The sequence below is a fragment of the Streptomyces sp. 11-1-2 genome (assembly GCF_003595545.1).
GTDB classification, from domain to species: domain Bacteria; phylum Actinomycetota; class Actinomycetes; order Streptomycetales; family Streptomycetaceae; genus Streptomyces; species Streptomyces hygroscopicus_B.
Genome location: NZ_CP022545.1, coordinates 8,009,940 through 8,024,617, shown reverse-complemented (window position 1 = coordinate 8,024,617; position 14,678 = coordinate 8,009,940). Strand labels below are relative to the sequence as shown.

The window sequence follows — 14,678 nt, the reverse complement described above, 5'->3', positions numbered from 1 at the left end:
GGTCGGGGTCAGATGGTGATGCCGCCGTCGATCTGGAAGACGGCACCGGTGATGTAGGCGGACCGGTCGGAGACCAGGTAGGAGACGAGGTCGGCGACCTCTTCCGGCCGGCCCAGCCGCTTCAGCGGGATCTGCTGCAGGGCCTTCTTGCGCACCTGCTCGCTCAGTTCCGCCGTCATGTCGGTCTCGATGAAGCCGGGGGCGACCACGTTGGTGCGGATGCCGTACCGGCCGACCTCCTTGGCGAGCGACCGGGAGAAGCCGATGATGCCCGCCTTGGAGGCCGAGTAGTTGGACTGGGTGGGGTTGCCGTAGACCCCCGCCACCGACGAGAGGTTCACGATGGAGCCCGACTTCCGCTTCATCATCTCGAAGATGACGGCGCGGCAGACGTGGTAGACCCCGTCGAGGTTGGTGCCGATGACCTGCTTCCACTCTTCGTCGGCCATCATCAGCAGGGGGTTGTCCCGGGTGATGCCGGCGGAAGTGACCACGGCGTCGACCGGGCCGAGGGTCTGCTCGGTGCGGGTGACGAACGACCGGACCGACTCCATGTCGGAGACGTCGGCGCGGACGGCCAGCGCCTTGACGCCGAGGTCCCGGACCTCCTTCTCCAGGACGTTCGCCGCGGCCTCGTCGGACCGGTAGCAGTAGGCGACGTCGAAGCCGTCCCGGGCCAGGCGCAGGACCACCTCCCGCCCGATGCCGCGGGATCCGCCACTGACGAGGGCGACCCTGGACTCACTGTTGTGCACGACTGTTCCCTCTCCTGGTTGGCTGCGGGCCCTGCTGATCGGCCGCGGGCCGGGGGCTATGAAACGGCGGGGGCCGCGACCTGGTCGGCGTCGGCCGGCGGGCGCAACTGGTCCCCGGGGCGGAACGCCATCACCATGCGGGAGAAGGTCAGCGCGACCTCGCCGCCGACCAGCGTCTCGCCTTCGAAGATCACGGTGTCGGTGAGCGCCCGGAAGAGCCGCACCCGGTGCTCCAGCACGTCCCCGGGGTGGACCGGGCGGTGGAACTCCACCCCGGACATCGCGCCGGCCAGCATGACCTGGGCGGTCGGGCCGCCGGTCGCCTCGGCGCCGCACACCGCGAGCAGCCCGGCGGCCTGGCCCCAGGACTCGACCAGCAGGGTCTGCGGATAGGCGAACTGTTCCGGGCCCGCGTCCTCGCCGAGGTGGCGGTACCAGGGCTCGTTGCAGGTGATGGCCTTGAGCGCGACCAGCCGGTCCCCGGGGACGAGCTCCACCACCCGGTCGATCAGCAGCATCGGATGGCGATGCGGCAGCAGGCGCTTGATACCGGCCGCGTCGATCATGGTCTGACCTCCGTACGAAAGCCCAGCCGCACCTTGGCGGACGGGCCGCGCTCGGTGGCGGCCGTCGCCGTGTATGTCCAGCCGCCGTCGGCCGCCTTCCAGTCGGCGCGGACGGTCAGGACGTCGCCGGGGAAGACCGGGCCGATGAAGCGGGCGGATTCCAGGGCCCGCAGCGAGATGGCCCCGGCCCCGGGGGCCGTGGCGAGGGCCGCCCGGTGGGCGCACTCGACCACGCACACCCCGGGAAAGATCGGGAAGTCCGGGTAGTGACCGGCGAAAACCGGTTCCTCCGGTTCGATGCGGAAGCGGACCTCGCTGCTCAGCCCCGGCTTCCCGGCGTCCGCCGAAGCCCGCCGCACGACCTCGGGTTCGGCCCGCACCGGGCTGTTGGTGGACGTGGCGGTCACCGGGTGCGCAGCTTCTGTGTCAGCAGATCGTGCGCCTGGCGCAGCGACACCACCTGGCGCAGCTCCGTCTCCGCGAACTTGACGCCGTACTTCTTCTCCAGGACCACGATGACCTCGAGCGCCATCAGGGAGTCGACCTCGAGGTCCTCCATGAAGTCGGCTTCGTCGGCCACGTCGGTGGCGTCGACCTCCAGGATGTCGGCGACGATGCCACGCAGTTCGTCCATGTCGAGCGGGGCCGCGCCGGCCGCGTCGGAGTAGGTGACGGACATGGGGTTCCTTTCACACAGCGGGAAGGGGATCACAGGAGGCGCAGGAGTGCGCAGGCGAGCGCGCCGTCACGGTCCACGGACGTGACCACCGCCAGCCGGCCCGCGGCCCGGTCGTCGTCCTGGGCCGCCGTCAGCACGGAGACGATCTGGAAGGCGGCGGTCGCGGCGGCGGTGTCGCCGATCGTGTCCGGCTGCGGGATCCAGCGCACCTCGTGACCGGCGAACCCGGCCCGCAGCGCGGTCCGTTCCTGCTCGCCGAGGAGACCGGCCGGGCTCGAGGGGGATACGGCCCAGACCTCCTCGCGCGCTGCCCCGGCCCGGCGCAGCGCGCGCTGTACGGCGGACTCCAGGGCGGGACCCGCTCCGTCGGGGCCCGCCACCCCGGCCTCGACCGCGAGCACCTCGGCGAGCCCCTCGCCGTCGGCCACGGCCTCGGCGGGCAGCAGCCGCAGCACCGCGCAGCCCTCACCGAGGACGACACCGGTCTCGTCGTCGCCCCGGGTGTGCCATTCGAGCCAGGCGCGGGCCGGGGAGTACTCCTCGACGGCGCCGCACAGGACGGTTATGGCGCGTCCGGAGGCGAGCAGCCGCCGGGCGTAGTTGAGGGCGATCAGCCCGGAGGAACGTCCGGCGGCGACCGTGGTGTTCGGCCCCTTCAGCCCGTACCAGATGGCGCACTGCCCGGCGGGGCAGTTCATGATGGCGTTGGGGATGTGCGAGGGGTCGATGTAGAAGGGCTTCTCGTGGATGAGGGTGTCGCGGGTGATGTCCATCATGCTCTGGGCGCTTCCGGTGGTCGTGCCCAGGACGAGGGCGACATCGGAGCCGCTCTCCGTCGCACCGTCGGCTCCCGTGACCAGTTCCCGTACCGTCGCCACGGCCAGCCCGGTGACCCGGTCCATGGACCGGGTCCCCTTGCGGCCCAGCACATCCTTGATGACCAGGTCCCGGGCCAGACACACCCGCTCGTCGGGGACCGGCTCGCCGCCGGGCTCCGACGCGGTGGCCGTCCCGCGGCCCGACCGGGCGCCCTCGACGAAGGCGTCCCGGCCGATGCCGTACGGCGACACCGCCGACCATCCCGCGATGACGGGACCGCGTGTCGCGGTGGCCATCGCGGTCACGGCTGGTTCCGGCCGTCGCCGAAGGCGTCCAGGACCCGCTCGTCGAAGGTGACCAGGCGGCCCTCCTTACCGTTCTCGACCACACCGTAGGCGTGCGTGATGGTGCCGGTGGAGGTCTGCACCAGCCGGCCCTCGCGGACCACATAGGTGTCCAGGCGCGAGGTGTAGAGCAGGTTCTTGAAGACGTTGTCGACGGTATAGACGACGTAGAGGTCCTCTTCGAGGAGTGCCTCGTCCAGCAGCGTCACCCGGGAGTGGGTGACGGCGGGGATCCAGTTCTTCTCCTCCAGCAGCGCCCGGATGGAGATGCCGCGCGCGTCCACGAAGCGGTGCTTGGCCTCCTCCATCAGGCGCAGATAGCCCGACATCTGGAGGCGCTCGAAGAAGTGCACGAACGGGTAGGGGATGCGGAACTTCCAGCCGTACGCGTTCTTTCCGGCCAGGAGCTGTTCGAGCACGGCGTCGGTCTCGGCGCAGGCGCCGGAGATCAGCTGCTCGGTGACCGCGGGCGCGGCCGGTCCCGGCTCGGCGCCTCCGATACGCGCCGTGACGAACCGCTCCAGGCCCTCGGGCACGGGCAGCCTGCGCACCATCCGCACATCGTTCTCGTCGTGGCGCAGCACGGCCTTGACCTTGGAGGCCACGGCCTTCTTGGGGGCGCCGTCACGCTCGACGGTGATGGCGACCTTGAAGGCCAGCTCGGTGGCGTCGTCCTTGGTCACGGGGGTCACCTCGACCGACGCCTCGTCATCGACGATGAGGGCGGTCTGGAGGCGGGAGTCGATGTCGACGATGTCGAATCCGAGGCCGTGCTCCTCGTAGAGCCTGCCGACCGGGAGCCCGCTGCGCCGGAAGTGGGCGATGACGGCCTTCTCGACCAGGTAGTTGACGTGCTTGAAACCGATGATGGTGCCGATGTTGGCACCCTCGTATCCCGGGCTGAGGACGACCGTGGTCGACTCGTTCAGCAGCGTCTTGACGGCTTGCGACATCACTTCTCCGTGAGGTGTGGGGCGGCCCGGTCCGAGAGCCGCCGGAGGAACGAGCCGACCAGGGCGGAGAACGACTCCGCGTGCTCGGACATCGGGTAGTGACCGCACCCGGGGACCGTACGCAGCTCGGCCTCCGGGAGGTCGGCCGCGAGCAGGGCGCTCTCGGCGGCGGCGAAGTCGTCCTGGCCGGTCACGACCAGGGCGGGCACGGTGATCAGTTCGGTGCGGAGCCAGGGGGTGCGCAGATAGTGCTCGAAGAACCGCACCCAGCCGTAGGGGCCGACCCGTTCGCAGACCCGCTCCGCCATGTGCCGCCGGACCGCCGGGGAGATCCGACGGGGGGAGTGGGTGCGCAGCCCCTCCTCCATGATGTGGAGGAAGTCCCGCTGCATGCTCGAGACGGAGTCCCAGGCGAAGTCGTCCGGTGAGCGCCGGTAGAACGGTGAGACGAGGACGACGCCCCGGATCCCGTACCGCTCGCGCGGGTCGTTGCCCGCCTCGGCCTCCCGGTGGAGCAGGTCGAGCAGTTGGTTCGCCGAGAACGAGTGGGCGACCACGACATCGGGCGGATCCGGCAGCCGCTCCAGGGCCGTGACGATCCAGTCGGTCCGCTCCGGCCGGCGGCTCCACGGCTGGACGTGGTCAGCGCGCCAGGGCAGCTCGGCGGTCCAGGTCTCCAGGTCCGGCGGCAGATACGGGGACAGCCCGTCCCAGACCGCCCCGCTGCTGGCCAGACCGTGCAGGAACAGGGCGCGCAGCCGGGTCCCGTCCCGTGCGGGACCGTGGCGCAGCAGCAAGGGCTGCCCTGCCGGACCCCGGACCCCGGCCGCGCCGGTCCCACCCTGGCCCATCAGGACCGGCCCGGGGCCAGGAGGGCGAGTCCGGCCGTGGCGTCGTCGCCGTCGCCGCCGGCGAGGGCGTAGACGGGCCCGGCGCCACCGTCGGCGTACCAGCCGATGGTTCCGGCGCACTGGAGGACCCCGAGGACCGCCGATGCCTCGCCGAAGGCGTCGGCCAGCGCATGGTGGACGGTGCCGGACGGCAGCACGGAGGAGGTGAGTCCCTGCCCGTCGCCGGGGCCGAACCAGGCGGCGGGCGGGGTGCGGTCGTCCCCGGCGAGCTGTTCCAGGCACGCCTCGACGCTTCCGGCGCGGACCGCGGAGCTGACCTGGGCCCGGACCTCGGCGCCGCGGACGGCGGCGGCCGCCCGGCGCTCCACGACGACGGCGGCGGCGCCGTCCACGATCCGGTCGGCTCCGGTGAGGCGGCGGACCATGTCGTTGTCCGGTTCGACGGCCAGGACCAGCGCCCGGTCGGCGCGGCGCGCGCCGACGAGGGCGGCGGCCCAGCGGACCGCGTCCAGGCCGGAGGTGGCGCCGTTGCAGACCATCAGGTTGGGGCCGCGCAGCCCGTACTTGATGGCGAGGGTCGAGGCGATCACGTTGCTGGACGCGTTGGGGGTGTCCATGGGGCTGACGCCGCCCGTGGCCCCGTCGGCCGCGATGGTGTCCACGACCGAGCAGACGGTGTTCACATTGCCGTAGTTGGAGGCCACGAGGACGGCGACGGTCTCACCGGGGACCGTGAGCCCCTCGGGGCCGAGCAGTCCCGCGTCCGTCAGTGCCTCGTTGGCGCAGGCCAGCGCGAGCTGAGTGGCGCGGTCCTTGAAGCGCAGCCCCTTCTTCTTGCCGATGCGGGCGGCGGGGTCCACCGGTTCCGCGCCGTCGGGGACGGGGGCCAGCAGGTCCTTCGGGGTGGCGACGCCGGGCAGGGCGAGCCCGACTCCGGTCAGAACGGCGTTCATCGGGCCGCCTCCACTACCGCCACGGCGTTGATGCCGCCGAAGCCGAAGGCGTCGATCTGGGCGAGGGAGACGTCGGCTTGCTGGGCGGTGCCGCGGACGATCCGGAAGCCCTCGGTCTCCGGGGCCGGATGGTCGAGCCCGGTGATCGGGGGCACGCGGCCTTCGCGCATGGCGCGCAGGGCGACGATGAGGCTGAGCACACCGGAGGCGCCGGAGGTGTGCCCGGTCATCGACTTGACCCCGGTCATCACGGGGCGGCCCAGGTGGTCGCCGTACACCTCCCGCAGTGCGGTGGCCTCGGTGGCGTCGTTGAGCGGGGTGCCCGTGCCGTGCACCATCACCAGTTCCACGTCCTCGGGTTTGACGCCCGCCCGGCTGTGGGCGTCCTTGATGGCCAGGGCGATTCCACCGGCGTCGGGCGCGGTGGCGTGGTAGGCGTCGCAGTTGATGCCCACGCCACGCACCCAGCCGTGCCCGCCGCCGACGTCGGTGCGGCGCAGCACGATCGCGGCGGCGCCCTCGCCCATCACGGTTCCCTTGCGGTCCCGGTCGAACGGGCGCAGCGCGTCCGGCGGATCGAGCTGGAGCCGGTCGGAGAGGCCGAACATGCTCTCGGTGATGACGTCGACGCCCGCCACCACGACGGTCTCGGCTCCCCGGAACTCCAGCAGGTCCACGCCGAGGGCCAGCGAGTACAGGGAGGCGGAGCAGGCGTTGGAGATGGTGGTGGTGTCATCGGCGCCGAACCGTTCCCGCAGCGCCGTGCCGAAGTGCATGCGTCCGGCGTCGAAGTCCTGTCCGTCGCGCCACCACAGCTCCAGTGAGCGCAGCTCGCGCAGCCCGGTGCCGATGAGCACGGGCACCCCGCGCAGGTCCCGGGGCAGCCCGGCGTCGTCCAGCGCCTGCCCGACCGCCGTGGTCAGCAGGGCGGTGGCCCGGCCGGCGACATCGGTGCCCGGCGCGGGCCGGTCGTCCACCTCGTACAGCAGGTCCGCGTTGTACCAGTCGCGGTTGAAGCCGCGCAGGCTGTGCAGCCCGCCCCGCCCCTGGCAGAGGTTGTCGAAGATCTGCGCCGGGTCGGCTCCGACGCTGGCGACGGCTCCGACTCCGGTGATGGGCCAGCGGCTCATCGGTGCTCCTCGTACTTGCCCAGGATGACGACCGCGTTGTTGCCGCCGAAGGCGAGACCGTTGTTCTGCACGATCCGCAGATCTGCCTCGACCGCCTCATTGGGCACGCAGTCGACCTCGCATTCGGGGTCGGTGGCGGTGTGATTGATGGTCGGCGGGATGAAGCGGTGCACGATCGCCAGCGAGCAGGCGATCGCGGCGAGGGCACTGGCGGCACCCATGGTGTGGCCGAGCATCGACTTGATGGAGATGGTCCGTGGCGGGGCGGCGCCGTACACCTCGCGGATGGCGCGGGCCTCGGTGACGTCGTTGGCCTTGGTACCGGTGCCGTGCGCGGAGACCAGGTCGACCTCGCCAGGCTTGACGCCCGCGTTGTCCAGGGCGAGCGCCATGCAGCGGGCGACGCTGCTCTGGTTGGGGGCGACCTGGTGATAGGCGTCGCAGTTCAGGCCGTAGCCGAGGACCTCCGCGTAGATGCGGGCCCCCCGGGCCAGGGCCGACTCCAGGCTCTCCAGGACGAGCACGCCCGCCCCCTCGCCGGTGAGGATGCCCTTGCGGTCGACGTCGAACGGCTGGCACAGCTCGGGAGCGATGGTGCCGAGCCGGTAGAAGCCGGCGAAGGTCTTACGGCACATGGCGTCGGCGCCGCCGCAGAGGGCGAAGTCCACCTCACCGGTGCGTACGGCGTCGAAGCCGTAGCCGATCGCGTAGTTGCCCGCGGCGCAGGCCGTCGGGATCGTCACCGCTTCGACGTCCGTCAGCCCGAGTTCATGGGCGACGGCCGCGGAGAGGCGGCCGGCCCGCACGCGGCGCGCGATGGTGGAGTCCATCTTCTCCGGACCGTGGGCGATCTGGCTTTCCACGAGCTGGTCCAGGTCGAAGGACTCCCCATCGGTGGTGCCTATCGAGATGAGACCGCGCTGCTCTCTCAGTACGTCGAGGTCGAGATTCGCGTCCTCGACGGCCATGCGGGCCGCGGCGGCCGAGAACTGACTGGCCCGGCCGAGTTCCGCCACATCCAGATTGCGTATCCACTTCTCCGGTTCGAAGTCGACAATTTCGCAGCCTTTGGCGTGGGCGAACCCCTCGGTGTCGAAGGCGGTGATCGGCTTCGCTCCGCTGCGGCCGGAGCGAAGCCCCTCGGCGAACTCGGCGGCGCCCACTCCGATGCTGGAGAAAACGCCAAACCCGGTAAGAACCACTCTGTGAGTCGCGACGGCGGAACCGTCGCGCGCGGGAGCAGTCATCGAAACCTCCAACCAGTCTCGGCTTGAACAGCGGAAGGGATTACCAGCCGGCTGACTCGGCGACGACCTCGCCCACACCCTTGAGGTTGACCATGCGGGCGAGCTCGGACTGGTCGATGACGACCTTGAACTCCTTCTCCAGCGAGGCGAGGATCTCGATGGCGCGCAGCGAGTCGGCGTCGTGGTCCTCGCGGAAGAGGCTGGTCTCGGTGACCTCGTCCTCTTCGAGCTCGAGGATCTCGCAGACGATTTCCTTGATCTTCTCAGCGCGCTCTTCGGTAAGGGTAGGCATGATGAATTCAACCTCTCGGTCATTGCCGCCGGGCGGGAATCCCCCCGTTCGGCGCTCCTTTTGCGTTCCCGCACTCGAAACCATCGCAGTACGGGAATGTGATGTGCACGCCTTGCGTCAGGAAGGTGCCAACACTGCTTCGTCCAGGCGCCTTCTGATGTCGTTCGTCAGGGAATCCCGCTCGGCATTCAGGTAGAAATGGCCACCGGGCAGGACACGCATGTCGAAGGAATGTCCGGCGACCTCGGACCAGTGCCTCATCTCGTTCTCCCCGGCACCCGGGTCCCGGTCTCCGGCATAGGCCACGACCGGACAGCCGACGGGCCGCGGGGCCGCGGCCCGGTAGGTGCCCGCGATCCGGAAGTCGGCCCGTACGGACGGCAGCACGATGTCCCGGATCCCGGGGTCGGCCAGCAGCGCGGCGTCCGCGCCCCCGAGCCGCGCCACTTCGGCGATCAGCTCGTCGTCCGTGCCGAGGTGGATCTCCTTGGGGGTGACCAGATGGGGAGCCTCACGGGACGAGACGAAGAGGCCTGCCAGGCGGTCCGCGTGCTCCGGCTGGAGACGCAGGGCCAGTTCATAGGCGAGCGACGCCCCCATGCTGTGGCCGAAGAAGGCCACCGGGAGGTCGAGGAGCGGAAGCAGCTCTCCGGCCAGCGGGTCGGCGAGCTCCGCCATGCTGGTCGCGCACGGTTCGGCGATCCGCTCCTGGCGGCCCGGGTACCGGGTGGCCAGCACCTCGACGCCGTGGCCCAGCGCGCCGCCCCAGGTGTGGAAGAACGTCGCGGCCCCGCCCGCGTGGGGCAAACAGACCAGCCGCGCCCGTGGCTGTCCGGCCGCCGGGTACCGCCGGAACCAGCGGGTGGTTCGGGCACTGCCGGACGATGTCATCGCGCTCTCCTCGTGGCTGTCTCCCGCTGCCGGGGCGGCGGCCGGCCCGCCTCCCGGGAGCGGACACGCTCCCGGTGGGCTCGCTGCCTTGCTGCCTGTGCCCCGTGAGGTGTTCGGCAGCGGGTCGCGGGGAAGGGCCCCACCGCCGGGTCGACTACGCCGCCCGCGGTGCGGCGGGCCGTAGGACCCGGGACACCTTTCTAACCAGGCCCACCGCGCGCCTCAACGTCCCCTTCAGGAAGGTGCCAGGGAGGGCTCCGGAAGCGGGCCCGGAGCGGCCGGAGGGGCCTCGCGGGCGCGGCATAACAGCTTGTTGCCAGTGCGTGGCGCAAGCGGCGTCACGATGGATCACGGGCGCCCGGGCAGGGCAGGATGCGCAGGAGATTCTCCGTATCGGTCCCCGTCCCCACCACCCAGCGAGCCGCCCGATGACCGACGACCCGACCTCTCCGGCCGCGGCCGAGCCTCCATGGGCGTTCCTGGCCCGTCTGGAGGAGCAGATCGCCCGCGACCAGGAGACGTGTCTGCGCGACTGCGGGGCGCCCTGGGGCGAGCTACTGGAGCGATTCGTCGACGCCCTGACGGGGCAGCCGTGCCCGGGGACGGAAGCCCCGGCCGAGGGGAAAGCCACCGACGGCCAGGCGGCGGGCGGCCCAGGAGCGCCGGACGAGCCAGGCGCGCCGGACGGGCCGGCCGGACCGGGGCAGGGCGGATCGGGGCAGGGCGGATCGGGGCAGGGCGACAACGCCGGGGAGTGATGCCCCCGCCGGGGGCCCGTGAGGACTCCGGGGTCCGGTGCGGTCAGCCCGTCACCGGGCGGCCCAGCCGCCCGTGGTGCCGACGGACCGGGGCGGCACGCTCCGCAGTCGGGGGCGGGCGGGCGGGCGCGGCAGCGTCTCGGTCAGCCCGGCGGCGGCGTCGATGACCGTGTTCCGCACCCCGCGTTCGGGGAGCTTCGCCATCCTCGACCGCGGGCCGGACAGCACGAGCGCGGCGGAGACCCGGCCATCGCCGTCCCGGACCGGGACGGCGAGCACATGCTCGTCCAGCACCATCACATCGGGCCCGTGCGCCCAGCCGCGCTGCCGAACCAGCGCCAGCTGTGCCGCGTTGAAGCGTGCGCCGCGCAACCCCGCGTACAGCTCGTCCGGGTCCTCCCAGGCGAGGAGCACCTGGGCGACAGGGCCGGACTTGGCGGGGCGGGCCGTGCCCAGGGGGACCGCGTCCTGTCCGGTGACCGGGTCGGCCGAGCTCGCCACGCAGATGTGCACGGCGTCGCGGCGGCGGTGCACCCGGGCGTTGAGGCCGGTGAGCGCGTGCAGTTCGGCCAGCACGCCCTCCGCGATGTGCTCCAGCCGGTCGCGCGGCTGCCCGGCCCCGGAGTGGCCGATCCTGGCGCCGGGCAGGAACCGGCCGTGCGCGTCCCGGCTCAGCAGTTCGAGCCGTTCCAGGGCGGTGGCGATGCGGTAGACGGTGGGGCGCGGCAGCCCACTGATCGCCACCACCTGGGCGAGGCTGGCGGGACGCTGCTCAACCACGCTGAGAATCATGGACGCTTTGTCGAGCACACCGACGCCGCTCAGCGGCCGCGACGCGTCGCTCATCGCTCCCACCCTGTCGGCGTCGGCGCGCCGATATACCGGACCGATCGGCATGTGACTCATGGAGGACTCGCCTTCCGCACGGCGGACACCGGATGGCGCGAGGCTCCGGGGCCACGCGGCGCCGGAATCCCGCACACCGACGGCTCGCAGAAGTGGCAACCGGCCGCCGGGACGGGGCGGGAGCTGCCGCTCGCCGGTCCCCCGCTCTGATACGCCCCATCAAATCGGACGGCCCGGGAGCCGGGCAACGCCAGAGACAGGAAACTGCCAGGCCGCCCAGCCCGCTCGGCCCTAGCCTCGGCCCCCCGGCTCCGCCCCGGGCGTGGGCGGGAGAAGCCCCAGCTCAGCGGCACGAACCCCGGCCTGGAAGCGGGAGTTGGCACCGAGCTGGGACATGATGTCGGCGACGTAGCGCCGGTAGGTGCGCACCGAAACGGTGAGTTCGCGGGCCGCGACCTCGTCGGTGACCCCGGCCTGGAGGTACCTCAGGATGCGGCGGGCGAACGCCGCCCGGGTGCGGTCCCCGAAGACAAACCGTTCCCCGGCCCGGAAGGCGTCTTTCCAGATGCTGTCGAAGAGCATGCGCAGCGAGTGCAGCAGTTCCGCCACCCGTATCACCGAGGTCCGCCGGCCGGCCGCCGACTCGGCCACGACGAGCGCGACACTGTCGTCCACGACGAGCGCCTGGAGCGGCGGCATATGGGCCACCCGGATGGCCACGGGCCGCTCCCGGCCCAGCTGTTCGCGGACAAAGTCGTCGTCCAGCAGCGTGGGCGTGGTCAGCAGCCGGATCGTCACACCCTCCTGGGCGCCGTAGAGCAGGGCCCGCTCGTCCTGATCGGTGCGCCGCTGGATCCGGTCGGCCCTGGACGGCCGTCGCGCGTGGATGATGTCGATGCTGGTCGTCGCCTCCTTGACGAGGCCCGCGGCCGTCTCCAGCACGACGTCATAGGCGTTGTCGACCACGGTGATGAGCTGTTCCTGGGAGCTGCGGTCCCGGTGCAGCGCGACCATCGACTCGATGCGCGCCTTCGCTTCCAACAGGGCCTTTTCGAGTTCGTCCTCGCGCCAACCGGACATGCCAACCATCCCCCTGAAGATGTGGATCAGCGGGCCGCCGGGGTCCCCCGTGACGGCCCGGTCCCGACAGCGTTGTGTCGTTCGCCCTCAGTCGGCGAGCAGGCCGAGCTCGACCGCGCGCGCCCCGGCCTGGAAGCGCGAGCTGGCGTCCAGCTCCCGCATGATCTCCGCGACATGCCGGCGATAGGTGCGCAGCGACACATTGATCCCCCGCGCCGCGGTCTCATCGGTGTGACCGGCGCGCAGGGCCTCCAGAACAGTCCGGGCGAACTCCGTGCGCAGCCTCGGCGCGAGCCCGAGGTGATCCGCCAGCTTCCGCCCCCGGGACCAGGCGCCGGCGAAGAGGAGCTCCAAGGCCCGTACGGCGCCCAGGTCGTTGACGACGGCGACCTGCCCCTCCGGCTCCTGGACATGCGTCTGCACCAGTGCCGAGGCGCCGTCGACCACCACGATGCCGCGCAACTCGCTCTGCGACACGCGAACTTCGGGACGGACCCGGGTGAGCGGACGCAGCCGCTCGGCCACTCCCTCCGCGGCCGGCACGTTGCACAGCACCCGGACCACCGCCCGGCTCGGAGTACGGTCCAGCTCCTCGGTCACGGCGCTCTCGAAGGCGCCCGCGCCGGTGAGGGTCACGGACACCGAGTACCGGGCGCCGGCGATGAGCTGGGCGAGAGAGTCGCCGAGCCGGGCACCGTCGGTGCGCACCACCGGGGACGGCATCGTCAGCCTGCGCGAGTGCAGCAGGACCGTGGACTCGATCAGCTTGCGCGCCTGCAACAGCGCCTGTTCCAGATGAGAGGCCGACTCATCGGCCCGCTCCGCCTTCTCGTCGGCACCACGTGGATCAATACCACGTGGATCAATTGCCACACCCATCCCGACTCCCCCGTCGATTGGCATGCACCGGCTCATCATCACCCGCCGAGCCCTGAGAATTCGCCCGAGCGGAATGACACCGTGCGTAGCAGTGTATTGGACACTAGATTGAGCGAACAGATTGGGTCAACCGTCAGCGGGTCAAGGCGCTCACCAGCCAAAGAACAAGTAAACGACCGTTTTCCGTGAAAGCGTGCACCGATGCGCCGTCGCTGTCAGGTTGCTGCGCACCGACCCCCTAAGCGGAACGGCTCCCCCTCCCTTTCACACCGCACCGCACACACATGGTCACCCTTCGCCACACTAGTGTCCTCTTGAGGTCAACACCGCTCCCTCACAGGCACCTTGTTGCCTACGGTGATCACGTGATGGCACAGCCCCAGGGGCCGATCGAGCACCTTACGCCACAGTAGGCGGTAATGACCACATCAACACCAGGCATTTTCGGTCGGCGATATCGGCCGAAAAGCGCCACGAATTGAACCCTTTTTTGTTGAGCGATAAAGAAATCAGCCGCGCAGACGGAATGAATTCGGCCGCGCTTTCCACTCCCCGCCCGTCCTGCCGGGGAACGAATCCGGCTCCCCCGTGCGGCGGAGCCGGATGGTCCCGGAGAGGGAGGCGGTCCCCGACGCCGAGCGCGAAGATGATCGCAACGCACAGAAGGAGAGCTCGATGGACCGGTGGGACCGGGTGGGGCGGCTGGCCGCGTACGGGGGCGCCGCCGCCATGGCCCCGTATGCCGTGATCAAGGTGTCGTGGGTGGTCGGCTCGCTGCTCGGACTGGCGCCGGTCGGGGCCGGGTTCGGGCTCGCCGAGTGGGTGGTGCTCAACACCGTGACGGTCGGCATGGCGGCCGTCGGGATCGCTCTCGGGCTGGCGCTGGCCCGGCCGTGGGGGATGCGGCTCCCCGCAGTGCCGGTGGTGGTCTGCGCCTGGGTCGGCGCGGGGTTCCTGGTATCGATGCTGCCGTACGCGCTGGTCGACTCGCTGCTGTCGGAACCGGACACCTCCGGGGGCGACAGCGACCCCACGATGCCCGGCTGGGAGGCGGCGCTGATCCAGTTCGGCTTCATCGGCATGGGCCTGGGCCTCACCCTCGCGCTCCCCGCCTATCTGCGCAGGCGCTGGCCGGAGGCGTTCACCCGCCGGGGCGGCGGGCCCTCACCGCTCGGCCGGGCGGCCGTGGCCCTCGGCGCCGCCGTCGGGCTGATATGGCTGTACTGGGCGGCGGGCGGCACCGCCGGGCTCGCCCACCCCGACGAGGGCCGCGCCACCTGGCGCCTGCTGTGCGGGATCTGCGGCACATGGGCGCTGGTCGCCGCGTTCGCCGTGGCACGGCCGGGCCGCGAAGGACCCGGACGGCTCCCCCGCTGGCTGCCATCGGTCCTCGGCTGGCTCGGCTCGGGCTCGCTGTTCGCGTGGAGCGGCTGGAAGCTGCCCCTCACGCTGTACGTCGCGATCGCGGCGCCCCCGGACGTCACGCTCCCCGAGCAGTTGGGCCTCGCGATCGCCCTGCACCTGTGCGCCGTCGCGGCGGGCGGCGCGATGATGTGGACGCTCACCCGGGGCCCGTCCCGGACCCGCCCGGAAGTGGCCGCCGCCCCGCCCGGCTGATGCCGCGCGGGCGCGCCG

18 protein-coding genes are annotated in these 14,678 nt (G+C 71.5%); 3 read left to right on the top strand and 15 right to left on the bottom strand.

The window, feature by feature from the left end:
- Positions 1-8: 8 nt before the first annotated feature.
- The 12 genes from fabG to CGL27_RS34510 all read right to left on the bottom strand — a co-directional run bounded on the left by fabG (position 9) and on the right by CGL27_RS34510 (position 9,480).
- Entirely contained in the window at positions 9-755 is a 747-nt protein-coding gene (gene fabG, locus CGL27_RS34565) for a 3-oxoacyl-[acyl-carrier-protein] reductase (RefSeq protein WP_119991754.1), read from the bottom strand.
- A gap of 56 nt (positions 756-811) precedes the next feature.
- Positions 812-1,321, bottom strand: a complete 510-nt coding sequence (locus CGL27_RS34560) for a beta-hydroxyacyl-ACP dehydratase (RefSeq protein WP_078644288.1) — start codon at positions 1,319-1,321, stop codon at positions 812-814.
- Positions 1,318-1,728, bottom strand: coding sequence for a hypothetical protein (locus CGL27_RS34555; RefSeq protein ID WP_240450731.1), 411 nt, complete (start codon positions 1,726-1,728; stop codon positions 1,318-1,320). Before CGL27_RS34555 ends, CGL27_RS34560 begins: the two co-directional genes overlap by 4 nt.
- A complete protein-coding gene (locus tag CGL27_RS34550) occupies positions 1,725-2,000 on the bottom strand; it encodes an acyl carrier protein (protein ID WP_119991753.1) in 276 nt (91 codons plus the stop codon). Before CGL27_RS34550 ends, CGL27_RS34555 begins: the two co-directional genes overlap by 4 nt.
- Before the next feature lie 29 nt (positions 2,001-2,029).
- On the bottom strand, positions 2,030-3,115 hold the full coding sequence (locus tag CGL27_RS34545) for a beta-ketoacyl synthase N-terminal-like domain-containing protein (protein WP_119994691.1): 1,086 nt from the start codon (positions 3,113-3,115) through the stop codon (positions 2,030-2,032).
- A 5-nt stretch (positions 3,116-3,120) separates the two neighbouring features.
- Complete coding sequence (locus CGL27_RS34540; protein WP_119991752.1) at positions 3,121-4,116, bottom strand: hypothetical protein; 996 nt, start codon at positions 4,114-4,116, stop codon at positions 3,121-3,123.
- Complete coding sequence (locus CGL27_RS34535; RefSeq protein ID WP_162953128.1) at positions 4,116-4,913, bottom strand: alpha/beta hydrolase; 798 nt, start codon at positions 4,911-4,913, stop codon at positions 4,116-4,118. The genes CGL27_RS34540 and CGL27_RS34535 overlap by 1 nt, the downstream gene beginning before the upstream one ends.
- Positions 4,914-4,966: 53 nt before the next feature.
- Positions 4,967-5,920, bottom strand: a complete 954-nt coding sequence (locus CGL27_RS34530; protein WP_119991750.1) for a beta-ketoacyl synthase N-terminal-like domain-containing protein — start codon at positions 5,918-5,920, stop codon at positions 4,967-4,969.
- The gene (locus tag CGL27_RS34525) at positions 5,917-7,050 is read right to left on the bottom strand and encodes a beta-ketoacyl synthase N-terminal-like domain-containing protein (RefSeq protein ID WP_119991749.1); all 1,134 of its coding nucleotides are present in this window, start codon (positions 7,048-7,050) and stop codon (positions 5,917-5,919) included. The genes CGL27_RS34530 and CGL27_RS34525 overlap by 4 nt, the downstream gene beginning before the upstream one ends.
- A complete protein-coding gene (locus CGL27_RS34520) occupies positions 7,047-8,297 on the bottom strand; it encodes a beta-ketoacyl-[acyl-carrier-protein] synthase family protein (RefSeq protein WP_078644277.1) in 1,251 nt (416 codons plus the stop codon). The genes CGL27_RS34525 and CGL27_RS34520 overlap by 4 nt, the downstream gene beginning before the upstream one ends.
- Before the next feature lie 40 nt (positions 8,298-8,337).
- Entirely contained in the window at positions 8,338-8,589 is a 252-nt protein-coding gene (locus CGL27_RS34515; protein WP_078644275.1) for an acyl carrier protein, read from the bottom strand.
- 117 nt (positions 8,590-8,706) lie between these two features.
- Positions 8,707-9,480 carry a thioesterase domain-containing protein gene (locus CGL27_RS34510; protein ID WP_119991748.1) on the bottom strand — a complete coding sequence of 258 codons (774 nt, stop codon included), beginning with the start codon at positions 9,478-9,480 and terminating at the stop codon, positions 8,707-8,709.
- A 428-nt stretch (positions 9,481-9,908) separates the two neighbouring features.
- On the opposite strand from CGL27_RS34510, the gene CGL27_RS34505 reads away from it, so the two are divergent.
- On the top strand, positions 9,909-10,238 hold the full coding sequence (locus CGL27_RS34505; RefSeq protein WP_119991747.1) for a DUF6269 family protein: 330 nt from the start codon (positions 9,909-9,911) through the stop codon (positions 10,236-10,238).
- Positions 10,239-10,289: 51 nt separating this feature from the next.
- On the opposite strand, the gene CGL27_RS34500 is transcribed toward CGL27_RS34505, so the two are convergent.
- Entirely contained in the window at positions 10,290-11,084 is a 795-nt protein-coding gene (locus tag CGL27_RS34500) for a helix-turn-helix domain-containing protein (RefSeq protein ID WP_240450730.1), read from the bottom strand.
- A 51-nt stretch (positions 11,085-11,135) separates the two neighbouring features.
- Between CGL27_RS34500 and CGL27_RS50345 the strand changes: the two genes are divergently transcribed.
- Positions 11,136-11,294: a hypothetical protein gene (locus CGL27_RS50345; RefSeq protein WP_159037864.1), complete on the top strand. Its 159-nt coding sequence runs from the start codon at positions 11,136-11,138 to the stop codon at positions 11,292-11,294.
- A gap of 81 nt (positions 11,295-11,375) precedes the next feature.
- Here CGL27_RS50345 and CGL27_RS34495 read toward each other — a convergent pair whose 3' ends face one another.
- Positions 11,376-12,164 carry a LuxR family transcriptional regulator gene (locus tag CGL27_RS34495; RefSeq protein WP_078644271.1) on the bottom strand — a complete coding sequence of 263 codons (789 nt, stop codon included), beginning with the start codon at positions 12,162-12,164 and terminating at the stop codon, positions 11,376-11,378.
- Between the two features lie 87 nt (positions 12,165-12,251).
- Positions 12,252-13,043 (bottom strand): DNA-binding response regulator, encoded by a 792-nt coding sequence (locus CGL27_RS34490; protein WP_119991746.1) that lies wholly within the window; start codon positions 13,041-13,043, stop codon positions 12,252-12,254.
- A gap of 675 nt (positions 13,044-13,718) precedes the next feature.
- On the opposite strand from CGL27_RS34490, the gene CGL27_RS34485 reads away from it, so the two are divergent.
- Positions 13,719-14,660 carry a hypothetical protein gene (locus tag CGL27_RS34485; protein ID WP_119994690.1) on the top strand — a complete coding sequence of 314 codons (942 nt, stop codon included), beginning with the start codon at positions 13,719-13,721 and terminating at the stop codon, positions 14,658-14,660.
- Positions 14,661-14,678: the final 18 nt, after the last annotated feature.